Origin of the sequence: Actinosynnema sp. CS-041913, from assembly GCF_050942485.1 — a bacterium.
Classification (GTDB): Bacteria; Actinomycetota; Actinomycetes; order Mycobacteriales; family Pseudonocardiaceae; genus Actinosynnema.
The window spans coordinates 8,307,269-8,329,577 of record NZ_CP192037.1; the positions used below are offsets into that span (position 1 = coordinate 8,307,269).

19 protein-coding genes are annotated in these 22,309 nt (G+C 71.0%); 4 read left to right on the top strand and 15 right to left on the bottom strand.

The window, feature by feature from the left end; genetic code table 11:
• Positions 1-31: 31 nt before the first annotated feature.
• Entirely contained in the window at positions 32-2,233 is a 2,202-nt protein-coding gene (helR, locus tag ACQPZF_RS37365) for an RNA polymerase recycling motor ATPase HelR (protein ID WP_433265242.1), read from the bottom strand.
• A gap of 193 nt (positions 2,234-2,426) precedes the next feature.
• Positions 2,427-4,052: an L-glutamate gamma-semialdehyde dehydrogenase gene (pruA, locus tag ACQPZF_RS37370; protein ID WP_433265244.1), complete on the bottom strand. Its 1,626-nt coding sequence runs from the start codon at positions 4,050-4,052 to the stop codon at positions 2,427-2,429.
• A 37-nt stretch (positions 4,053-4,089) separates the two neighbouring features.
• Here pruA and ACQPZF_RS37375 point away from each other — a divergent pair, with 37 nt between their 5' ends.
• Entirely contained in the window at positions 4,090-4,458 is a 369-nt protein-coding gene (locus tag ACQPZF_RS37375) for a VOC family protein (RefSeq protein ID WP_433265245.1), read from the top strand.
• On the opposite strand, the gene ACQPZF_RS37380 is transcribed toward ACQPZF_RS37375, so the two are convergent.
• Genes ACQPZF_RS37380 through ACQPZF_RS37390 form a run of 3 tightly spaced genes read right to left on the bottom strand, consistent with a single transcriptional unit; the run spans position 4,459 to position 6,999 of the window.
• Positions 4,459-4,950: a DUF6912 family protein gene (locus ACQPZF_RS37380; protein ID WP_433265247.1), complete on the bottom strand. Its 492-nt coding sequence runs from the start codon at positions 4,948-4,950 to the stop codon at positions 4,459-4,461.
• Positions 4,947-6,332, bottom strand: coding sequence for a WS/DGAT/MGAT family O-acyltransferase (locus ACQPZF_RS37385; RefSeq protein ID WP_433265249.1), 1,386 nt, complete (start codon positions 6,330-6,332; stop codon positions 4,947-4,949). The genes ACQPZF_RS37380 and ACQPZF_RS37385 overlap by 4 nt, the downstream gene beginning before the upstream one ends.
• Before the next feature lie 10 nt (positions 6,333-6,342).
• A complete protein-coding gene (locus ACQPZF_RS37390) occupies positions 6,343-6,999 on the bottom strand; it encodes a phosphotransferase (RefSeq protein ID WP_433265251.1) in 657 nt (218 codons plus the stop codon).
• Between the two features lie 64 nt (positions 7,000-7,063).
• Between ACQPZF_RS37390 and ACQPZF_RS37395 the strand changes: the two genes are divergently transcribed.
• Positions 7,064-7,807 (top strand): TrmH family RNA methyltransferase, encoded by a 744-nt coding sequence (locus tag ACQPZF_RS37395; protein WP_433265253.1) that lies wholly within the window; start codon positions 7,064-7,066, stop codon positions 7,805-7,807.
• Between the two features lie 4 nt (positions 7,808-7,811).
• Here ACQPZF_RS37395 and ACQPZF_RS37400 read toward each other — a convergent pair whose 3' ends face one another.
• Positions 7,812-8,255, bottom strand: coding sequence for an HAD-IA family hydrolase (locus ACQPZF_RS37400; RefSeq protein ID WP_433265255.1), 444 nt, complete (start codon positions 8,253-8,255; stop codon positions 7,812-7,814).
• Positions 8,256-8,279: 24 nt separating this feature from the next.
• Here ACQPZF_RS37400 and ACQPZF_RS37405 point away from each other — a divergent pair, with 24 nt between their 5' ends.
• Complete coding sequence (locus ACQPZF_RS37405; protein ID WP_433265256.1) at positions 8,280-8,627, top strand: Rv3235 family protein; 348 nt, start codon at positions 8,280-8,282, stop codon at positions 8,625-8,627.
• A gap of 168 nt (positions 8,628-8,795) precedes the next feature.
• Here the strand turns inward: ACQPZF_RS37405 and secA are convergent, their stop codons facing one another.
• The 7 genes from secA to ACQPZF_RS37440 all read right to left on the bottom strand — a co-directional run bounded on the left by secA (position 8,796) and on the right by ACQPZF_RS37440 (position 19,192).
• A complete protein-coding gene (gene secA / locus ACQPZF_RS37410; protein ID WP_433265258.1) occupies positions 8,796-11,681 on the bottom strand; it encodes a preprotein translocase subunit SecA in 2,886 nt (961 codons plus the stop codon).
• Positions 11,682-12,348: 667 nt separating this feature from the next.
• Complete coding sequence (gene hpf / locus ACQPZF_RS37415; protein ID WP_433265260.1) at positions 12,349-13,062, bottom strand: ribosome hibernation-promoting factor, HPF/YfiA family; 714 nt, start codon at positions 13,060-13,062, stop codon at positions 12,349-12,351.
• A 430-nt stretch (positions 13,063-13,492) separates the two neighbouring features.
• Positions 13,493-14,131, bottom strand: coding sequence for a ComF family protein (locus ACQPZF_RS37420; protein WP_433265262.1), 639 nt, complete (start codon positions 14,129-14,131; stop codon positions 13,493-13,495).
• Between the two features lie 84 nt (positions 14,132-14,215).
• On the bottom strand, positions 14,216-15,949 hold the full coding sequence (locus ACQPZF_RS37425; RefSeq protein ID WP_433265264.1) for an LpqB family beta-propeller domain-containing protein: 1,734 nt from the start codon (positions 15,947-15,949) through the stop codon (positions 14,216-14,218).
• Complete coding sequence (gene mtrB, locus ACQPZF_RS37430) at positions 15,946-17,676, bottom strand: MtrAB system histidine kinase MtrB (protein ID WP_433265266.1); 1,731 nt, start codon at positions 17,674-17,676, stop codon at positions 15,946-15,948. Before mtrB ends, ACQPZF_RS37425 begins: the two co-directional genes overlap by 4 nt.
• Before the next feature lie 10 nt (positions 17,677-17,686).
• Entirely contained in the window at positions 17,687-18,364 is a 678-nt protein-coding gene (gene mtrA, locus ACQPZF_RS37435) for an MtrAB system response regulator MtrA (protein ID WP_015104936.1), read from the bottom strand.
• A gap of 186 nt (positions 18,365-18,550) precedes the next feature.
• Complete coding sequence (locus ACQPZF_RS37440) at positions 18,551-19,192, bottom strand: dTMP kinase (RefSeq protein WP_433265269.1); 642 nt, start codon at positions 19,190-19,192, stop codon at positions 18,551-18,553.
• 139 nt (positions 19,193-19,331) lie between these two features.
• On the opposite strand from ACQPZF_RS37440, the gene ACQPZF_RS37445 reads away from it, so the two are divergent.
• Positions 19,332-20,300 carry a hypothetical protein gene (locus ACQPZF_RS37445; RefSeq protein ID WP_433265271.1) on the top strand — a complete coding sequence of 323 codons (969 nt, stop codon included), beginning with the start codon at positions 19,332-19,334 and terminating at the stop codon, positions 20,298-20,300.
• Between the two features lie 6 nt (positions 20,301-20,306).
• On the opposite strand, the gene ACQPZF_RS37450 is transcribed toward ACQPZF_RS37445, so the two are convergent.
• Together ACQPZF_RS37450 and ACQPZF_RS37455 are read right to left on the bottom strand one after the other, a co-directional pair.
• On the bottom strand, positions 20,307-20,876 hold the full coding sequence (locus tag ACQPZF_RS37450; RefSeq protein ID WP_433265272.1) for a DUF2510 domain-containing protein: 570 nt from the start codon (positions 20,874-20,876) through the stop codon (positions 20,307-20,309).
• A gap of 4 nt (positions 20,877-20,880) precedes the next feature.
• Positions 20,881-22,227 carry a DUF4041 domain-containing protein gene (locus ACQPZF_RS37455; protein WP_433265274.1) on the bottom strand — a complete coding sequence of 449 codons (1,347 nt, stop codon included), beginning with the start codon at positions 22,225-22,227 and terminating at the stop codon, positions 20,881-20,883.
• Positions 22,228-22,309: the final 82 nt, after the last annotated feature.

Here is a 22,309-nt window from a genome sequence, read left to right on the forward strand (position 1 = left end):
CTGCTCAGGGCCGGCCGCGTACGGCGGATCGCTACGCCGACCGTTGCTTTCCGGCGTGGGCGGGTGTCCCGGCCTCCGCCAGTCCGGCGAGGGCCTTCGGCAACGGGTCGTGGTGCAGGACGCCCAGGCGTTGGGTGGCCCGGGTGAGCGCGACGTACAGCTCAGCCGCGCCGCGTGGGCCGTCGGCGAGGATCCGGCCTGGTTCCACGACCAGGACGGCGTCGAATTCCAGGCCCTTCGTCTCCGACGCCGGCACCGTGCCCGGCACACCCGGTGGTCCGATCACGATGCTGGTGCCTTCCCGGCCGGCTTCCTCGCGGACGAAGTCCTCGATGGCGGCGGGCAGCTCGTCCTCGGTGACCTGCCTCGACCACGGTCGGACGCCGCACGCGCGGACCGACTCCGGAGGCCGGACGCCGGGTGCGAACTCGGCGAGCACCGCGGCGGCGACATCCATGATCTCGGCCGGGGTGCGGTAGTTCACCGTCAGCGCCCGGTAGACCCAGCGGCCGGGCACGTACGGCTCCAGCATGGTGCCCCACGAGGTCGCGCCGGCCGCCGACCGGCGTTGGGCGAGGTCGCCGACCACCGTGAAGGACCGGCCAGGACAGCGCCGCATCAGCACCCGCCAGTCCATCTCGGACAGTTCCTGGGCCTCGTCCACCACGACGTGCCGGTAGGTCCAGTCCCGGTCCGCGGCGGCGCGTTCGACCAGTTCGCGGGTGTCGCGCTCGGCGAAGCGGTCCGCCAGGTCCTCGGCGTAGAGCAGGTCCTGGGCGAACAGGTGGTCCTCGTCGTCCATCGAATCCTGACGGCCGACCAGGGTGTTCAGCACGCCGGCCGCGTACTCGGCCTCGGCCTTCCGTTCCCGTTCGGCGGCCTGGTCGACCGACTTGTCGCGGCCCAGCAGGTCGACCAGCTCGTCGAGCAGCGGCATGTCCGACACGGTCCAGGCGTCGCCGTCGGCGCGGAACAACGCCTGGTCGGCGCCGGCCGCCCGCAGGCGTTCGGGGGACGCGTACAGCGATGCCAGCAGGGTTTCCGGCGTCAGCACCGGCCAGAGTTCATCGAGCGCGGCGGTGAACTTGTCGTCGCCCGCCAACTCCTTGAGCAGGTCCGCCCGCATCTGCTCCCACGCGTCGCGGTCCGACCTGGTCAGCCAGCCCTTGCCGATCCGGGCGATGGCCCGTTCGGTGAGCACGTACGTGATGATCTCGGTGAACACCGCACGGGCCTCGTTGTGCGGCAGCCCGCTCGTGCGAGCCTCCTCCCTGGCCCACTCGGCGGTCTCGGCGTCGATCCGGACCATGACGCCGTTCAACTCGATCGGCAACGGGTCCTCCGGCAGCCGCTGCCGACCGGCCACCGCCGCCGCGAGCACGTCGAGGATCTTCAGCGACCCCTTGAGCCGCGCGGCCTCCGGGGCGTCCTCGGCGGTGACGTGCAGGCCGGGCACGAAGTCGCCGGTGGTCATGAACACGATGTCGGACTCACCCAACGACGGCAGCACACGGCCGATGTGGTGCAGGAACGCCGGGTTGGGCCCGACCACGAGCACCCCGTGCCGCTCCATCCGCTCCCGCTGGGTGTAGAGCAGGTACGCGACGCGGTGCAACGCCACCACGGTCTTCCCGGTGCCCGGCCCACCCTCGATCACCAGCACACCGGGGTGGTCGAGCCGGATGATCTCGTCCTGCTCGGCCTGGATCGTCGCGACGATGTCCCGCATCCCCTCACCGCGCGGCGCGTTGACCGCAGCGAGCAGAGCCGCATCCCCCCGTTCGGCATCACCGGGACGACCAAGCACCTCGTCGGTGAAATCGACCACTTGACGCCCACGCGTGTGGAACTGCCGACGCCGGCGCATGTTCTCCGGACTCGCGGCGGTCGCGACGTAGAACGCACGCGCCGCCGGCGCCCGCCAGTCGAGCAGCACCGGCTCGTACTCGTTCGACGAGTCGAAGAGCCCGATCCGACCGATGTACGAAGACTCGCCGGAAAGGCTGTCCAGCCGACCGAAACACAACCCGTTGTCCGCCACGTCCAGCCGCTTCACCTCCTTGGCCTGCGCACGCACCTCGACATCCCGCTCCATGTGCGTCCCACCAGTGCCGCGCAACGCCGCGCGGTACTCCCCCCGCACGCGCGCACGCTCCGCATCGAGCCGCGTGTAGAGCCCGGCCACGTAGCCACGCTCGGACCGCAATTCGTCTTCGTACTCCGAAGTTGACACAAGCCCCTCACAACGACTAACCTGACATTAGGTTCGGCGGACTCTCCACTGACTTTCGGAGCGCACGCCGACTTTCTATTGTCTACGCAATGTCAAGCCCCGGCCTCCATGAGCAAAATCCAGGGCGACCTCCAGCGCGTTCTGCGTTTCTACGGCCGTCACAAAGCGCGCACTCGGACCTGCACCACAGCCGTCACCCCATGTGCGGGTAGGTGTGGTCAGTAGCCGGGACGAAGGTCTCCTTGAGAGAACGCGGACTGATCCACCGCTGCAAGTTGAAGATCGAACCGGCCTTGTCGTTGGTACCCGACCCCCGACTCCCCCCGAACGGCTGCTGACCCACCACAGCACCCGTGGGCTTGTCGTTGACGTAGAAGTTCCCTGCGGCATAACGAAGCGCACGACCGGCCTGCGAGATCGCCGCCCGATCAGAGGCGAACACCGCGCCGGTCAAGGCATACGGGGTGGAGGTGTCGACCACATCCAGGATGTCGGCGAAGTCCGAGTCCTCATAGACGTGCACGGACAGGATCGGACCGAAGTACTCGGTGGTGAAGACCTCGTGTTGCGGGTCGGTGCCGACCAGGACCGTGGGCTGCACGAAGTAACCGACCGAGTCGTCGCACGTGCCACCGGCGAGCACCGTGATGGTGTCCTCCCGGTGCGCCGCGTCAAGCGCGGCCTTGTGCTTGGCGAACGCACGGGCGTCGATGACAGCGCCGCCGAAGTGGCTGAAATCCGTGACATCGCCGTACGACAGGGATTTCGTCACGTCCGCGAGGTCGTCGCGCATCTTCGCCCACACCGACCGGGCGATGTAGGCGCGCGACGCGGCCGAGCACTTCTGGCCCTGGTACTCGAAAGCGCCTCGGACCAGCGCGGTGACGAGGGCCTGCGGGTCGGCGGACGGGTGGGCGACGACGAAGTCCTTGCCGCCGGTCTCGCCGACGATCCGCGGATACGAGCGGTAGCTGTCCAGGTGGTCGGACATGGTGCGCCACAACGCCTTGAACGTCTTCGTGGAGCCGGTGAAGTGCAGCCCGGCGAAGTGCGGGTCGGCCAGCGCCACCTCGCTGACCGCCCGTCCGTCGCCGGTGACGAGGTTCAGCACGCCGGGCGGCAGGCCCGCCTCCTCCAGCAGCCGCAGGGTGTGGTGCGCGGCGAGCTGCTGGGTCGGTGACGGCTTCCACACCACCGTGTTGCCCATCAGGGCGGGTGCGAGCGGCAGGTTGCCCGCGATGGCCGTGAAGTTGAACGGCGTGATGGCGACGACGAAACCGTCCAGCGCGCGGTGGTCGAAGCGGTTCCACACGCCCGCGCCGGACGCCGGCTGCTCGGCCAGCAGGCGGCGCGCGAAGTGGACGTTGAAGCGCAGGAAGTCGATCAGCTCGCAGGCCGAGTCGATCTCGGCCTGCTGGACCGATTTGGACTGGCCCAGGATGGTGGCCGCGTTCAGGGTGTCCCGCCACGGGCCGGCCAGCAGGTCGGCGGCCTTGAGCAGGACGGCGGCGCGCTCGTCGAACGGCAGCTCCTGCCAGCCGGGCGCGGCGCGCCGGGCGGCCTGTACGGCGTCGGCCACGTCCTCGGCCGTGGCCTGGGCCGTGACGCCGAGGACGTGCCGGTGGTCGTGCGGCTGGACGACGTCGATCCGGTCGCCGCCCGCCATCCGCGGCCGGCCGTCGATCGTCATGGTCAGCTCGTGCTCGACGCCTTCGAGTTCGGCGATCCGGCGTCGCAGGGAGTCCCGTTCGGGACTGCCCGGCGCGTACCCGCGGACGGTTTCGTTGACCGGTTCGGGTACCGAGGTGACGGCGTCCATGCCGCCATGGTGGCACGCGGTAGTACGGTGCGCAGCCGTGGCGAAAGTGACCGGCATCGGCGGGGTGTTCCTGCGCGCCCGCAACCCCGTGCGGCTGGCCGGGTGGTACCGCGAGCACCTCGGCGTGCCGATGAGCGAGCACGGCGCGGTGACGTTCCACTGGGAGGCGGCGGAGACGACGACGTTCGCGCTGTTCGCGCAGGACACCGACTACTTCGGCGAGCCGGGCCAGCGGGCGATGCTGAACCTGCGCGTGGACGACCTGCCCACGCTGCTGCGGGAGCTGCGGGAGCGGGGCGTCGAGGTGCTGCCGCAGACCGAGGACTCGGAGTTCGGCCGGTTCGGCTGGGTGGTCGACCCGGAGGGCAACCGAGTGGAGTTGTGGGAGCCGGCCCCAGGCATGTAACTACATCAACTCCAAAAGGAACGGCAGCTCCTGGGCCGCGTACCAGGCCAGTTCATGATCCTCGGCCTCGCCCAACGCGAACTCGGCATCGGGATCGCCCAGATCGGCAGCGTCGATCACTTCGAACGCCTCCCGAACGGCGTCCTCCGCCTCGGACGTGTCCAGGTGGATGGCCGCGACCAGCTCCATCGGCACCGAACCGGCGATCTTGACCACCGAGAAGTCCAGGTCCGGACGGAGTTTCACGTCCTCCACGTCCACCGAGACGACGGCCCGGCGCGGCACGCCCTTCTCCTCGGCCGCCAGCAGCCGCAGGGACGCGCGGGCCGCGTCGAGCATCGCCGAGTACTCCAGCTCCTCCGTGTCGCCGGTCGCGTAGGACTCGCGCAGCGCGGGCGTCAGCGCGAACCCGGTGCCGCCCACCGGCGTGAACTCGCCCTGCTCCACGAGGTCGCGCAGCATCGCGACGGTCGCCGGGAGGTACACCCTCATTGAGACACCGTTCCCATCAGTTCCTCCACCGACTCCTCGACCATCGCCGCGAGGACGTCCACATCGGACATCGCGTCCCGGTCGGCGTTCAGGCCGAAGTACACACCACCGTCGTACGAGGTGACGCCGATCGACAAAGCCTGGTTCTTCGCCAGGGGCACGACCGGGAACATCTCGATCATCTTCGCCCCCGCCGCGTACAGCGGCACCTGGGGGCCGGGCACGTTCGTCACCACCACGTTGAACAGCCGCCGGGAGAACGAACTGGCCGCCCGCGCGCCCAGGGCGTGCAGGGTCGGCGGCGCGAAGCCGGAGAACTTGACCAGGGTCCGCGCCCCCACCTGCTGGCCGGACTCCTGGTGGGCGCGCATCGCGTGGCTGACGTGGTGCAGCCGCACGACCGGGTTCGGCTCGCCGACCGGCAGGTCCACCAGGTACGCCGACACCTGGCTGCCGTTCGCGTCGTCGTCCCGGACGGACATCGGGGCCATCGCGCGCATGGTCGTCTGCGCGGTGACGATCTCGCCGCGCGACAGCAGCCAGTTGCGCATCGCGCCCGACACGACCGCCAGCACGCCGTCGTTGACGGTGCCGCCGTGCGCGCGGCGGATGGCGCGGAACTCGTCCAGGCGGGTCCGCGCCACCGCGAACCGGCGCTGCGGCGAGATGCGGACGTTCAGCGGGCTGCCCGGCGCGGGCGTGGCGGCGGTGCGGACCGCCGACGCGAGCCCGCCGAGCGCGCCCGCGACCTTGCGCACCGTGGCGACCGTGTCCATGGCGGCGGACCGCACGTTCTCCACCAGCTCACCGGGCCGCTGGACGGCCTCGGCCACCGCGTCCGCGACCAGTTGCAGGCCGCTGGGCTCGGGCTGGGGCATCCACAGCGACTCCACCGGCTGCCGGGACACCGCCGACACGTCCAGCATGACCTGGCCGATCTCCGGCGCGCCGATGCCGTCCACCACTGCCTGGTGGGTCTTGGTGATCACCGCCGACCGGTTCCGCGCGAGGCCTTCGACCAGGTAGGTCTCCCACAGCGGCCGGGTGTGGTCGAGCGGGCGGGACATCAGCCGGGCCACCAGGTCGTGCAGTTGCTGGTCGGTGCCCGGCTTGGGCAGCGCGGACCGGCGCACGTGGTAGGTCACGTCGAAGTCGGGGTCGTCCACCCACACCGGGCGGGCCAGCCGGCCGGGCACGTGGACGACCTTCTGCCGGTAGCGCGGCACCAGCGACAGCCGCTGCTCGATCAGGCCGACCAGCCCGTCGTAGTCGAAGCCCGCCTTCGGCCGGCGGAACACCGCCACCCCGCCGACGTGCATCGGCGTCGTGGCGTCCTCCAGGTACAGGAACGAGGCGTCCAGCGCGGACAGGCGGTCGGGCATGCGGTCCAGGCTAGTCGCTGCAGCTCTCCACGAGCCTGCGCACAGCGCTGACCTCGATCGGATCGCGGGTGTGCCGGGCCAGCCGGATCTCGGCGGCGGCGGGCATCGCCCCGCGCACCTCCCGGTCCACGCCGGCCAGGAACCCGCGCACCAGCCGCGACCGGGCGAGCCGCATGAACGGCCGCAGCGGGGCCACCGCGATCACCAGCCAGCTCAGCGCGACGTCGACCTTGCGGTCGCCCTTCCGCGCGCTGGCCCAGTCGACCACCACCGGTCCTTCCGGACCGAGGACGACGTTGCCGGGGTGCAGGTCCAGGTGCAGCAGGCGACCCTCGCCGGGCAGGAAGTCGGGCGCCTGGACCTCGTCCAGCCTGCGGTGCAGGTCGGCGAGTTCACGTCCGAGAGCACCCGCACGCCACGGCTTGGCGTCGAGTTCCTGCGACATGCGCGGGCCGGGGACGTACTCCATGACGAGATCGGTCGCACCGACGTCGTGCACCCTGGGCACCGGTATGCCGCGCGCGCTGAGATAGCGCATCAGGCGGGCCTCGGGCTCCAGGTCGCGCCCGGTGCGGCTGCGCTTGATCAGCAGGCCGTCCGGGCGCAGGTAGACGTCCGCCTCCCGGCCACTGGCCAACAGACGGTGCGCCTCGTCGCGCGTGGTCATGTGACGATCATCATGATTGACAGCCCGAGCACAAGACCCAAATGGATGGAGCAGACTGTTCCGCGTGGAGATCTCGCCCAAGGACCGCTTTGTCACCGTCTATGGCCGCAAGCCTGTGTTGGAAGCGCTTGACGACCCTCGGCTGGAAGTCGACAAGGTGCTGCTCGCCGAGGGTGCGCGGGGGCCGGCCGCGAAAGAGATCCTTGACGCGGCTGGTCGTCGGGGCGTGCAGGTGCAGCGGGCGACGGCACAGCGGGTGAAGGTGTTGGCCGGCAACGGGCGGCATGACCAGGGCGTGCTCGCCGATGTGGTGGCCCCTCGGATGTTGCCGTTGGCGCACGCGCTGGAGCAACGGCCGCGCGGCGTCCTCGTGCTGGACGGCATCACGACGCCCGCGAACGTCGGCATGATCCTGCGCACCGCGACCGCCGCCGGGATGGACGGGATCGTCGTGCCGCGCCGGGGTGTCGCCTCGATCGACCCGCTGGTGGTGAAGGCGTCGGCCGGGGTGGCGTTCCGGGCTCCGGTGCTGAAGTGCGCCACCGCCGGTGAGGCGGCGGCCGAGCTGAGCGCCGCCGGGTACCCGATCTTCGCCCTGGACGCGGGCGCGCGGGACTCGATCTACACCGCCGACCTGCCCGAGCGGGCCGCGTACGTGCTGGGCAGCGAGACCGCCGGCATCTCCGACGACGTCCGGCCGCACGTCACCGGGTGGCTGTCGATCCCGATGGCGGCCGGTGTCGAGTCGCTGAACGTGGCCAGCGCGGCGGCCGTGCTGTGCTTCGAGGTGGTCCGGCGGCGCGCGTGACCGCTCACCCCCGGAGCGGGACCTCCAGCAGGACTTCGAGCTCCTCCAGGGTCGACCGCACGGACCGGTGGTGCACGCCCACCATGCCGGCCGCCGCGGCGCCCCGGACGTTGACCGCGAGGTCGTCCACGAACACGCAGGTCTCCGGCGCGAGCCCGAGCCGTTCGGCGGCCAGCAGGTAGATCCGCCGGTCGGGCTTGGCGAACCCGACCTCGCCGGAGGTCACCACCACGTCGAAGAGGTCCTGCCACTCGGGGGGCGGGTACCACAGGCCGTCGGCGTTGGACAGGATCGCCGTGCGGAGCCCGCGGCGGCGGACCTCCCCCGCGACGGCGGCCAGCGGCGGCAGGACGGCGGCGAGGTCGTCGCCGAAATCGGTCAGCACGCCGCCGAAGTCCAACACCAGCCCGCGCACACCTACCTCCAGCAGGTGATCCGGGTACGCCACCGGGCGGCGTCCGCTCCGTTCAGCATGTCATCCCCGACCCGGACCCTGCGCGCCCGCAAGCCGGCGGCGGACCGCCGGACCACCACCCTGCACCACCTGCTGACCGCCGTGGTGGAAGCGGTGGACGGCCGACGGCCGCTGCACCAGCTAACCGGCATCCTCACGCCGCCCGCGGCGGCCGAGGTGGGGAAGGCGAGGTCACCGGGCCAGGGCGGGCGGCTGGACGGCGTCCGGCTGTGCCGGGTCTCGCCCGAGGTCACCGAACTGGCCGGCGTCGTGGTCACCCACCAGGGCAGGGTCCGCGCCCTGGCCGCCCGCCTCGAATGGACCGGCGACCGCTGGCGCTGCACCGAGTTCCACCTGCTGCCGTAGCGGGTTCCGGGGCCCGAAGACGGCCGGCAGCCGTAATGGCTCCCGCAGGCCCGAAGACGGCTCCCGCACCTGCTCCCACAGGCCCGAAGGCGGCGGAGCTGCCGGGCCCCGAAACGGCGGATGCCGCCGGTCCACGCGAGGACCGGCGGCATCCATTCGTCGCGAAACCTACTGGCGAGGACCCTTGCGGTTCGCCTTCTCCTGGGCGCGGGCCGCCGCGCGGCGTTCCTTGCGGCTCGCGGCCTGACCGCCGGAGCCGCCACCGCGCTGGGGCGTGTTGTCGCTGGTCTCCGCGTCGCCGCTCTCCGACGGGCCGCTGTAGGTCAGGCCCTGCTGGCCGCCGCGCTGGTCCAGGCCCTTGCCGCGCAGCGCGGGCGGGATGGCGTTGCCGCTGGACAACTGGGCCAGCGCCGGACCGGCCGGCGCCTCGGGCGCCGCGGCCTCCTGCTGGGCGGCGGCTGCCGCGGCGGCACGGGCACGCGCGCGGCTGCCGGTCAGCGGACCCGCGCCGGCCGCGAGCGACACCTGCACCGGGGGCTCCTGCGCGGGCTCCGGCTCGGCGGCCTCGACCTGGAGGTTGAACAGGAAGCCGACCGTCTCCTCGCGGAGGGCGTCGAGCATGGCGTTGAACATGTCGAAGCCTTCCCGCTGGTACTCGATCAGCGGGTCGCGCTGCGCCATGGCGCGCAGGCCGATGCCTTCCTTCAGGTAGTCCATCTCGTACAGGTGCTCGCGCCACTTGCGGTCCAGCACGGACAGCAGGACGCGGCGCTCCAGCTCGCGCATCGCGCCCGGACCGACGCGGCTGTCGATGTCGGCCTCGCGCGCCTCGTACGCGGCCAGCGCGTCGGCCTGGAGCTTGGCCTTCAACGACTCCTTGGTGATGTCCTCGTCGTCGGACTCCATCAGCGCCTTGTGGTCCAGCGTGACCGGGTAAAGCGTCTTCAGCGCCGTCCACAACTGGTCCAGGTCCCAGTCCTCGGCGTAGCCGTCGGCGGTGGCGCCGTCCACGTAGTCGCCGACCACGCCGGTGATCATGTGCTCGACCTGGTCGCGCAGGTCCTCGCCGTCGAGCACGCGGTGGCGCTCGGCGTAGATCACCTTGCGCTGCTCGTTCATGACCTCGTCGTACTTGAGGACGTTCTTGCGGATCTCGAAGTTCTGCTGCTCGACCTGGGTCTGCGCGGACCGGATCGCGCGGGTGACCATCTTGTGCTCGATCGGCACCTCGTCCGGCACCTTCAGGCGGGTCATCACGGTCTCGACCATGGCCGCGTTGAAGCGGCGCATCAGCTCGTCCTTCAGCGACAGGTAGAACCGCGACTCGCCGGGGTCGCCCTGGCGGCCGGACCGGCCGCGGAGCTGGTTGTCGATGCGCCGCGACTCGTGCCGCTCGGTGCCCAGCACGTACAGGCCGCCCGCCTCGCGGACCTCCTCCGCCTCGGCCTTGACCTCGTTGCCGATGTCCTCGATCAGCTTCGACCAGGCGGCCTCGTACTCCTCCGGCGTCTCCACCGGGTCGAGTCCCCGCTCGCGCAGCTCGTGGTCGGCGATGATGTCCGGGTTGCCGCCCAGCACGATGTCCGTGCCCCGGCCGGCCATGTTCGTCGCGACCGTGACGGCGCCCTTGCGGCCCGCCTTCGCGATGATCAGCGCCTCCCGGTCGTGGTGCTTGGCGTTCAGCACCTCGTGCGGGATGCCCTTCTGCACCAGGAGCTTCGACAGGTACTCGGACCGCTCGACGCTGGTCGTGCCGACCAGCACCGGCTGGCCCTTCTCGTGCCGCTCGGCGATGTCGTCGGCGACCGCGTCGAACTTCGCCTCCTCGGTCTTGTAGACGAGGTCGGCCTGGTCGTCGCGCTGCATCGGCCGGTTCGTCGGGATCGGCACGACGCCCAGCTTGTAGGTCTGGTGGAACTCGGCCGCCTCGGTCTCGGCGGTGCCGGTCATGCCGCCGAGCTTCTGGTACAGCCGGAAGTAGTTCTGGAGGGTGATCGTGGCGAGCGTCTGGTTCTCCGCCTTGATCTCCACGCCCTCCTTGGCCTCGATGGCCTGGTGCATGCCCTCGTTGTAGCGGCGGCCCGCCAGCACGCGGCCGGTGAACTCGTCCACGATCAGGACCTCGCCGTTGCGGACGATGTAGTCCTTGTCCTTGGTGAACAGCTCCTTGGCCTTGATCGAGTTCTGGAGGTACCCGACCAGCGGCGTGTTGGTCGAGTCGTACAGGTTCTCGATGCCGAGCTGGTCCTCGATGTACTGCACGCCCGCCTCGGACACGCCGATCGTGCGCTTGCGCTCGTCCACCTCGTAGTGGACGTCCTTCTTCATCCGGGTGGACAGCCGCGCGAACTCCACGTACCAGCGGGACGACTGGTCGGCCGGGCCGGAGATGATCAGCGGCGTCCGGGCCTCGTCGATGAGGATCGAGTCGACCTCGTCGACGATCGCGAAGAAGTGGCCGCGCTGGACCGTCTCGTCCAGGCTCCACGCCATGTTGTCGCGCAGGTAGTCGAAGCCGAACTCGTTGTTCGTGCCGTAGGTGATGTCGGCGTGGTAGGCGACGCGCCGCTGCTCGGGCGTCATCTCGGAGAGGATCACGCCGACCGTGAGGCCGAGGAAGCGGTGGATGCGGCCCATCCACTCCGCGTCGCGCTTGGCCAGGTAGTCGTTGGTGGTGACGACGTGCACGCCCTCACCCGCGAGCGCGTTGAGGTAGGCGGGCAGCACCGACGTCAGGGTCTTGCCCTCACCGGTCCGCATCTCGGCGATCTGCCCGAGGTGCAGCGCCGCGCCGCCCATGAGCTGCACGTCGAAGTGCCGCTGGCCGAGCGTGCGCTTGGCGCCCTCGCGGACCACGGCGAACGCCTCGGGCAGCAGGTCGTCCAGGGTCTCGCCCTCGGCGTAGCGCTTGCGGAACTCCTCGGATTTCGCCCGCAGCTCGGCGTCGGAGAGGTCGACGACGTCGTCTTCGAGGTTGTTGATGTGCGCTGCGATGTTGCGCAGGCGCTTGAGCATCTTGCCTTCGCCGGCGCGGAGCAGTCGGGACAGCACCATCTCGGGTCGACCTCATTACCTCATCGCGACGCGCCTCTGGCGAGGCGCCTTCCACCGGCTCGCCACGGCCATGACGAGCCCACACCAACCGCCATCGTAGGCAAGTCGTGAAGGTGTGTGCACAGACACAGGTAGGAAGGGGTGCGAAACGTCGCGTGACGGTTGACCGAGGGCGTGGCGCGGGCCCTGTTCCACGCCTGCGGCGCAGGGCTCCAGGTTGGAGGGGTGGGCCGGCGCTCGCGCCGCCGGCGGTGCTCGACGCCCAGGTCACGCCCAGGTGCGGTCGGTGGGTCGCCCGAGGACGCGGTCGCCCTGTTCGCGGCCACCTCGGCGGCCAAGCTTCCGCTCGAAGGTGTGACATCCGGGCCGACACGACCGGCCTTGCGGCTCATGGCTCGGCTCATGGATGGCCCTGCGGGGCGTGGGTCGCTCCGCAGGGCGTGAGTGGCTCTGGCGGGCCGGACAGGCCGGACGGGCCGGGCGTGGCAGGCATCCCAGGGCGTGACAGGGGTGCCGGGGCGCTGCGGTCGGTCGGGCTGCCGGGCGGAGGCTGAGGGCGGCTGTGTGGGTTGGTGGGGTGCGGAGGGGGTGTTGGCGGGTGTCACGGCCCCCCGGCGCGCAGAGGGACGCCGGAGGGCCGTGCAGAGGTAGTTGGGGCCGGCTTCCCTCAGGCCAGCCTGATCACGCCGTAGTCGAATCCCTTTCGGCGGTAGACGACGCTGGGACGTCCGCAGTCCGCGTCGGAGAACAGGTAGAAGTCGTGGCCGACCAGCTCCATCTCGTAGAGGGCCTGGTCCACGGTCATCGGCTTGGCCGTGTGCTCTTTCTCGCGCACGATCTGGCCGGGCAGGTTGTCCTCGATGCCCTCGTCCCAGCGTTGCTGCGCGGGCACTTCCGCCATGCCCTCGTAGGCCGGTGCGGGCTCGGCGGCGGCTTCGAGCACGGCGGTGTGCCCGAGCCACATGCCCTGCACCTGTCCGCCGTGGGCTGGTCCGTCGTGGTCGGTGGCGACAGCGGGCAGTGGGGCGCCCAGGCCGCTGGTCGCCTCGGCGACCGAGGTCGGGCCACGTCGCCCGTGGTGCACGCGCCTGCGGTCATGCGAGCGGCGCAGCCGGTTTTCCAGTTTGTTCACCGCTGAATCCAGGGCGGCGTAGAAGTCGCCCGCACACGCTTCGGAGCGGATTACCGGGCCTCGTCCTTTGCCCGTGATCTCGACCCGCTGGCAGTTCTTCGACTGCCTGCGGTTCGGCTCGTGGAAGAGCTCCACGTCGAAGCGGATGACCTTGCGGTCGTATCGCTCAAGCCTGGCCAACTTCTCGGCGACGTGCACCCGGTAGTGGTCGGGCACCTCGACGTTGCGGCCCTTGATGACGATGTCCATACACGACCTCCCTCGCGTTTGCTGCGAGCTTTGGCATTGGATCGCTGCGGCACCGGTCCCGCGATCGCCTTCGCGAGTTGTCGCTGAGGGTTGTCCTCAGCGCTCCACCGGCGCCAGGGTCATGGGCTGTTCGCCTCCTCCCCGCGTGCCGGGAACGCTGATAGCGGTGCACGTTAGCCCGGTATTCGCCGCTGCGACAGCCCCCGAGGCGGGGGAACTCCATGATTTTCCGATCGTGACGCACAGCGACGAAAACCCGACACCGGCCGTGCTCCAGGCGGGCGCACTGATCCGACGCATCGGCGACTGCTCACCCGTTCGGCTCAGCCACGCACCGACCTTCGTCGGCGCGGTGACTGCGGCGAACGGCCTCCGCACGCGGGTCATATCCGGCCAACGGCCGAACGCCCCGCTGGGTTCCCGGTCGGAATCACCCGTGTGGGTGGGATCGGCGGGCCGTCGTCAGCGTCAGGACGGCGGTTACCCGGTATCCGCCCGCCTTCAACACCGAAGCGCACACCGAAGCCGTCGCACCCGTCGTGACCACGTCATCCAGCACGACCACGGCCGCTCCCGGCGGCGGCAGACCACCCCGCACGAGCCGCACGCGGCCCGCCAGGTTGGCCCGGCGGGCGACCGCGTCCAGGCCCACGGAATCAGCCACCCCGGACGAGAACGCCAGCACGGGCGCCACCGAAAGGCCCGACGCCCGCGCGAGTCTCAACAAGTGGGAGCCGCCGCGTTGTCGAACCGCCGCGCGGCGGGAGGGCGCGGGCACCAGCCACCATTTCCCGGGCCCACCCGGATACCGGCCGGGAAGTGCCGGCACGGCCGCCGCCACGAGGCGGCCGAACACCGGCGCGAGATCACGCCGCCCGCGCTCTTTGAACGCGAGGACGAGCTCACGGCCCGCGCCGGCGTAATCGGCGAGCGCGAACACCAGCGGCCCTTTGCCGGGCAGCGGGACAAGCCTCGGCGGGCCGAACGCCGCGAGGCAGCGCGCGCAGCACCGCGCGCCCTCGGTTCGACAGCCCGCGCAACTGGGTGGAAACAGCAGGTTGATCAGCATGTGATCGAGCTTGCCGGCGGGGTCGGACAATTTTCGGGCGGGCGGAACCCGAACTGAGAGGGCTCCTCGGCAGACTCTCAGGTTTCAGCCCGGGTAGAAAGCCTGCGCGCCCGAATCCACCTTCACGGTGCTCGCCCGCCACACGTCGCCGACGTCCGCCGCGCTCCACAGCCCGCTCTGGTCCACGGCCACCACGTTGCGCCCCGGCGCGGCGGTCACCGCCCGCACCGGCACGGTCAGGTTGGACGTGTTGTACCGCTCGATCTTGAGCCCGTCGATGTTCACCTTGGCGATCGGCCACGCCGCCAGCGACGTGCTCGCCACCAGCACGTCCTGCGCCAGCCAGTCCACCGCCAGCGTCGCCGTGCCGAGCACGGACGGCTGGAGGTTGCGCGGAGGCCGCAGCGACACCGACGAGTCCGTCCCGCGCGCCACGGCGGCCACCATCAGCCGCCCGCCGGCCACCGCCGCGACCCGCGTGCCGTCCCGCGACAGCCGCAGCTCCGTGATCGCGCCGAACACCGACAGCTCGGAGGCGTTCACGGCGTTCGCCGTCCACCCGGCGTCGGTCTTGATCACGCGCACCACGTTGGCCCCGTCGACCACGGTCCACACCTCGGCGCTCGGCTCCCCCGGCCGCCCGCTGAGCAGCCACGTCGGCCTGGTCAGCGTCGACGCGGGCAGGTCGACGGCGGCAAGCTGCTCCTCCAGCTCGCCCACCCGCAGCCGCACCGTCTTGGCGTCCACCCGGCTGACCACGGCCAGCTCCGTGCCGTCCAGCGACTGCGCGGCGCTCTGCACCTGGTACTCGCCACTGCCCGCCGGTCCCTTCAAGGCCTCGCCGCCGACCAGCCGCCGCACCTGGCCGCCGCTGACCACCAGGCCGCTCTGGTCGGCGTCCGGCGTGACCAGGGCTTCGCCGGACTGCACGTCGGCGGGCCGCCACTCGATCTGGTCGGTCGAGATGGGCGCGCCCTCCACCAGGATCCGGATGCGGCTGCTGGTGACGGCCGCCAGCGACTTCACCACCTGCGCGACGATCAGCTTGCGCACCTGCGCGGTGAGGTCGCCGACCTTGGCGAGGTCCACTTCGAGCGCGCCGTCGTCGGCCTCGTGGGTGTCCTTGCGCTGCGCGGCGCCGTTCGGGATGGCGGTCGCCAGCGCGCCCCGCAGACCCACGGCGGGGCCCTTGAGCAGCAGCTCCGTGACGCGCCGCGGGATCGACGTGGACGGCGGGACCAGCACGTAGCGCGGGTCCGGGACCAGGACGCCGAAGTCCGGGTCGTAGAAGTACAGGGTGACGCGGCGGTAGTTCGTCTGGAACCCGACCAGCGGCACGTAGATGCCGCCCGGCGGGTCCGAGATGCGCCACTCGCCGTCCCCGTTGGTCTCGACGCCCACCGGCGCGGTGAGGTCGCCCACGCGTGGCACGAACGAGTTGTCGACTTCCAGCGAGCCGACGTTCTTGCCCTGGAGCAGGACGGTGCGCTGCTTCGCGTCGGCGGGCAGGTCGCCGGTCGGGACGGTGTTGAAGGTCGTGTCGATGACGGTCGGAGCGACCTTGGTGTCCCAGTTCTTCTTCGCGTTCTCGGTCAGGTAGGCCTTGGCGGCGGCGTAGTCGCCCTCGGGGTTGGCGGAGGCGTTGACGAACTCGCGCACCAGGCTCAGCGGGTCGATGCCCTTCACCGGTTCGGGCGCGACGGCCTCGGAGGCGCTGCCGGCCGAGGGGTTGACCGGGATCGGCGAGGTGTGGGTGGGTATCGCGGCGCAGCCCGTCAGGGCCAGCACGCTCGCCAATGCCGCTACCAGCCGCTTCACCGGACCTCCTCGCGTTCGCCGGTCACCGGTTCGGCGGGCTGCCAGGTGATCTCCTCCTGGGTCAGCTCCACCTCGTCGGAGGCGGGCTCGTCCTCCTCCGCCTGCTCGGGCACCACGGCAGGCAGGTCGGGCGGCTCCAGCGGCAGCGGGCTGGAGGTCGGCTCGTGGCCGTGCCGGCAGGGCAGGGTCAGGCGGAACACCGCCCCGTAGCCGCGTTCGCCCCACGCCTCCAGCCAGCCGCCGTGCAGCCGGGCGTCCTCCAGGCTGATCGACAGGCCCAGGCCGGTGCCGCCGGTGCGGCGGTTGCGGGACGGGTCGGCCCGCCAGAAGCGGTTGAACACCAGGTCCGCCTCGCCGGGGCGCAGCCCGACGCCCCGGTCCCGCACGGTCACCGCCACCGCGTCCTCGTCGCCGCGCAGGGTCAGCTCCACCGGCAGGCCCTCGCCGTGGTCGATGGCGTTGGCCAGCAGGTTCCGCAGGATCCGCTCCACCCGCCGGGAGTCCAGCTCGGCGGTCACCTCGTGGTCCGGCAGGTCCATCACGATCGTCGTGCCGCTGCTGTTCGCGATGGCCCGCACCGAGTCGTGCGCCCGCCGCGCCAGCACCCGGATGTCCACCAGCTCGGCGGCCAGCTCCTCGACGCCCGCGTCCAGCCGGCTGATCTCCAGCAGGTCGCCCAGCAGCGACTCGAACCGGTCCAGCTCGTCCACCAGCAGCTCGGTCGACCGGGCGAGGCCGCTCGGGAACTGCTCGCGGGACGCGTGCAGCACGTCGGCCGCCATCCGCACGGTCGTCAGCGGGGTGCGCAGCTCGTGCGACACGTCCGAGGTGAACCGCCGCTGGAGCTGGCCGAACTCCTCCAACTGGTGGATCTGCCGCTGGATGCTCGCGGCCATCTCGTTGTACGACTCGGCGAGCCGCGCCACGTCGTCCTCGCCGACCACGGGCATCCGCTCGTCGAGGCTGCCGTCCGCGAACCGCTCGGCGATCTCGGCGGCCTGCCGCACCGGCCGCACGACCTGCCTGGTCACCAGGTTCGCGATCACCGCCAGCAGCAGGAGCAGCACCAGGCCGCCGACGACCAGCGTCGACTGCACGACCTCGGCGGTGGCCTGCTCGCCGGTCAGCGGGAACAGCAGGTACAGGTGCATGGCGCGGGCCGAGCTGTTCACCGGCTTGCCGACCACCAGCAGGGTGGTGCGGCCGGTGCTCCGCTCGACGGTGGTGATCTGGTAGCCCGCGCTGCCCCGTTCGAGCATCTTGAACAGGCCGTCCGGCACGTCCTGCCAGGGGCCGACGGCGATGGGCAGCCCGTCCGAGCCGACGCCGACCGGGTCGCGCAGCACCGGCTCGAACGCGCCCGCGCCGGACGACGTCGCGTCCAGCCCGGACCCCGCCGCGTTGATCTTGTTGAGCGCGGCGGTGAACCGCGACTTCACGCTGTCCGGGCCGGGGTTCAGGCCGGACAGGTCCGGCTGCACGGCCGCCACGCTCGCCTCGGCCTGCCGGATGGCGGCGTCGGTCTTGGTCTCCAGGAGCTGACCGGTGATCTGCACCTGGAGCACCATGCCCAGCACGAACACCACGGCCGAGGACAGCGCGAGCGTGCTGACCACGACCCGCAACTGGAGCGAACGACGCCACAGCTCACCGAACGCGACACCGTGGCGCCGAGCGCTCTCGATCCCGCGACGCAGCTCGCGGACCGCGGAATCAAGGAGGCTCATCGCGCACCGATCACGGAGGGCCCGCCTTGTACCCGACGCCGCGGACGGTCAGCACCACCTCCGGGTGCTCCGGGTCGCGCTCCACCTTGGACCTCAGCCGCTGCACGTGGACGTTCACCAGCCGGGTGTCCGCCGCGTGCCGGTAGCCCCACACCTGCTCCAGCAGGACCTCGCGGGTGAACACCTGGCGCGGCTTGCGGGCCAGCGCCACCAGCAGGTCGAACTCCAGCGGGGTGAGCTGGATCGGCTTGCCCTCGCGCAGCACCTCGTGGCCGGGCACGTCGATGGTCAGGTCGCCGATCTGGAGCACCTCGGCGGGCTCCGCCTCCGTGCGGCGCAGGCGGGCGCGGATGCGCGCGACCAGCTCCTTCGGCTTGAACGGCTTGACCACGTAGTCGTCCGCGCCGGACTCCAGGCCCAGCACCACGTCCACGGTGTCGCTCTTCGCGGTGAGCATGACGATCGGGACGCCCGACTCGGAGCGGATCGCCTTGCACACGTCGATGCCGTTCATGCCGGGCAGCATGAGGTCGAGCAGCACCAGATCCGGTTTCAACTCGCGCAGGGCGGGCAGCGCGCGGGCGCCATCGGCCACCACCGCGGTATCGAAACCCTCGCCCCGCAGCACGATGGTCAGCATCTCCGCCAGAGCGGGGTCGTCGTCCACCACGAGCACGCGTGCCTTCATACCCAACATCGTCCCACTAATGCTCGGGCCCCCACGCACCGCCCAGTGCTCATCGCCGCTGGTCGCCGCACGGGTCCGCTCGGTCATCGGTCTCGGTCGCCGTTCCACGTGCCCCACCTCGCCTCGCCGCACGGGGTTCATCAGCGACTCATCGGCCTGGCGGTCACGTTTCGTTACTTCGTGAGACTAACGGGTGAAATATCGATCGAGTAGACCATCCATCCGCAGGTCGGCCGTGCCGTCGAGGACTTCCCACGGCGACAGCCAGTGCGCGGCGGCCAGTTCGTCGTACACGGTCGCGCACCGGCTCTGGAGGTCGTCGTCGGACTCGTAGACGTCCCGTTCACGCTGCTCGGAGGACTCCCGGTGGGCGGCACGGCCGGCCGCGACGGCACTCGGCACGCGCAGCAGCAACTGGAGCTGCGGGATCGGCAAGCCGAAGCGGTCGACCTCCAGGGCACGCACCCACTCGACGAACTCGCCGTCCGCGTGCTGCCGGAGCCGGGCCGCGCCGTAGGCCGCGTTGGAGGCGATGTACCGGTCGAGCAGGACGACGTCGTAGTCGTGCAGGTCCCGCCGGATCTGCTCCGCCGCGCCCCGGCGGTCGAGCGCGTAGAGGACGGACATGCCGTGCACGGAGTCCGTCAGGTCGCCGAGCCGGCCGTGCAGGGCGTCCCGGACGAGATCGGCGTGCACGTCCTCGTCGTACCGGGGGAACGCGCCGGCGGCGACCTTGCGGCCACCGGCCGTGAGCGCGTCCGTCAGGGCCTTGGCGAGGGTGCGCTTCCCGGCGCCGTCCAGACCCTCGATCACGACGAGTTTTCCCACGCCACCACCCTAAGGGGCGGGCTTTCACCTCGATCGGCGGCATCATGTCGCCCAGTCGGGTGACCAGAGATCTTTCTCTCACCAGATCGAGTGACTACGGTGAAGCCAATTCAGGTCCGTGCGAAAGGGTGGTGCCGCGGTGACCGCGGAATCCGGACCGGTTGACCAGCCGGTGGGCCACCCACCAGGGTTGCCCACCGCCCTGGTCGAGACCCTGCGTTACGGGCCGTTCCACCGTGCGCTGCACGACGCCATCGCGCACCGGGGCCTGTCGCTGGCCCGGCTGCGGGCGCACCTGGAGCAGCAGGGCGTGCAGGTCGGGCAGTCGACGCTGAGCTACTGGCAGCGGGGCCTGCGCCACCCCGAGGTGCCGCGCGCCATCGCGACCGTGCGGGCGTTGGAGACGGTGCTGCGGCTGCCGGCGGACTCGTTGGTGACCTTGGTGGGCAACCGGCCACAGCCGCGCCTGCCCCGGCCCGCGTTCGCCGAGCTGGCCAACGCGTGGGTCCAGACCGCGCCGCTGCTGGCCGAGTTCGAGGCCGTGCCGGAGAGCGCGCGGGCCAACGCGGACCTGGAGGTGCTGGCCGTGCACGACACGGTGTTGGTCGGCGCGCAGCGGGAACAGCGTTCGATCACCACGCGGCTGGTGGTGCGCGCGCTGCGGGCCGGACCGGACCGATACCTGGCCGTGCACCAGGGCGACCAGGGTTCCGTGATCGACAACGCCCTCGTAAGACCCGCGGAGGGGTGCCGGCAGGGACGGTTGCGCCGGCAGAGCGCTTCCCGCGGGCTGGCGTTCGAACTGCTGTTCGACCGGCGGCTCGCGGAGGGCGAGGAACACGTCTTCAGCTTCACGGTGCTCGACGACACCGGCGGGCCGACCCCGGGCCACCACCGGACGTTCCGCGAACCGTGCCGGGGCTACCTGCTGCAACTGGCCTTCAACCGCCGCGCCCTGCCCGCCCGGTGCACCAAGCAGTTCCGCGCCGACGCCACCGCCATGCCGGTGGACGTGGAGGAGCTGGTCTGCGGGTTGGGCGGGGTGGTGAGCGCGTACTTCACCGACGTCGGACCGGGCATAGCCGGCATCGGCGTCGAGTGGAATTGAGCTACTTCAGACCACGTCCAGGCGGGGCGCTGCGGACGCCGACTGCGCGGCGTGGGCGACGGCTTGGGCATCTTCCAGGCGAGCGACCCGGACGGCCATCGCCGGCACCGCCTTCTTGGTCCGCTTCGTCGTGTAGACGGTGAAGAGCTTGGACGTGCGGTCGTAGAAGACGCCCTTCGCCTGGTTCCAGTCGACCTGCATGAACTGCTTGCGGACCACTCCCACGAAGAGGAAGAGCAGGCGCCGGTCGGTGCAGGCGAGGACGCCGAAGCCTTCGCCTTGGGCGGCGGTCAGCGCCAGGACCCGTTCCTCCGGGGTCAGGTGGCCTGCCAGCAGGTTTACTTCTTTCATCGAGCCCATGAGCGCACCGCGCGCCCGGTCCAGCGCCGCAGCCACGTCGGGGCGCAGGGCGGGGGGCGGTGGCGCTGCCGGCTGCGGCCGGGGCTGGGCCGGTACCGGTGCGGCGACCTGGCGCACGGCCGTGTGGAACGTCCAGCGGTGGCCGTCCCAATAGCGGACCAGGGCGTCGTCGAGCGGGTCGGGCAGCCAGGCGGCGGGCCTCGTGGGTGACGTCATGGGCTCACTCGCTCCCGTCGTCCGACAGGTCGCCGTCGTCACCGGCGTCGGTGTGCGTGGCGACCGCCTCCGGCGCGTGCGCTCCCCGCCGTGCCGGATCCGAAGCCCGCCACTCGACCGCCTCGGCGGTCTCGGTGAACTGGAGCACGTGGTCGTTGCCGATCCCGACCAGCAGTTCTCGCACCTCGGCGGGGGTGGCGTAGAAGAACTCCCGGCGCGCGTTGACCAGGTTCACCCGCTTGTGCGCCAGCCGTTGGTGCAACGCGGTTTCCAGTGCCACGGCGTCCTCGGAGAAGAACAAGGCGTGCGTGTCGAACCGGAACGGCACGGAGGCGTCGCCGAGTTCCCGGACGCGGTCCATCGGTTCGAGCCTGCGGGTCATCCCGATCTTGACCATGCCGGGGCCGAACGCGCCGACGTTGGAGATCACGTAGACGTACCCCGCGCGCACGTTGGCGGCCCGCTCTTCGACGCCCGCGATCGCGCCGTCCACGTTGGCGAGCTGTTCTCGGGCACGCCCGAGCGCTTCGAGGTCGCCGTTCGCCTCCAGTTTCGCGACGACCGCGGCGTAGTGGGCCCGCTCTTTCGCCAGCCGGGCGCGTTCGCGCTCGATCTCCTTCATGACTTTGGCCTCTTCACGCAGCCGCGCGCGTTCCGCCTGGGCCTGCTCCCGTTCCGCCTCGGCTTTCACCAGGTGGTCGGCGGTCAGCTCGATCTCGTGCAGGCGCAGCCGGTGGTAGTCGGGCGAGATGGCGATACCCATCGACGCGCCGAGCTTGCCGATCGTCTCCCGCGTTTTCGTGAGCTTGTTCTGCACCGAATCACGCGTGTGCGGCTTCACCGCGCGCACCGCGTTGTCCGCTTCGGCGTTGTACGCGCGCAGCATCAGATTGGCCATGTCCTTGCCGAGCTTCTGGCCTTCTTTGACCGAGCCGTTCACGGCCCAGTTGACCTGGCTGGTCACCGCATCGCTCTTGGCGGCCGTCTTGATGCGCTGCTTCAGCGTGGCCAACGCGTCTTTGTACGCGAGCACGTCGTCCAGCGGGTGCGCGTACTCGTAGATGCCGACCTCTTGCAGCAAGGCCAGCTCACGCGTCTCGACCAGCTTCGACTGCAACCCCGCGAGTTCGGCCTTGAGCTGGTGGCGCGACGCGCCGAGCGACTCGTTCACGGCTTTGGCCCGGTCCACGGCGGTCCGCAGCTCGCGCAGCTCCGCCTCCAACGCGGGAGTGCCCGCGCCGCGCAACTGCCCCACCCAGCCGCGCAGTTCGGCGATCGTCGCCTGCGCCGCACCCAATTGCTGCTGGAGCGCGGCGGCTTCCGCATTCTCCCTGTTCCCGAACAACGCCACGCCCTGCCCCCTCATTGGCACGCCCTGCGCCCGCATACGTGCATCGCGTCGAACGGATTCGGCGTTACCGTTCGGGGTGGTT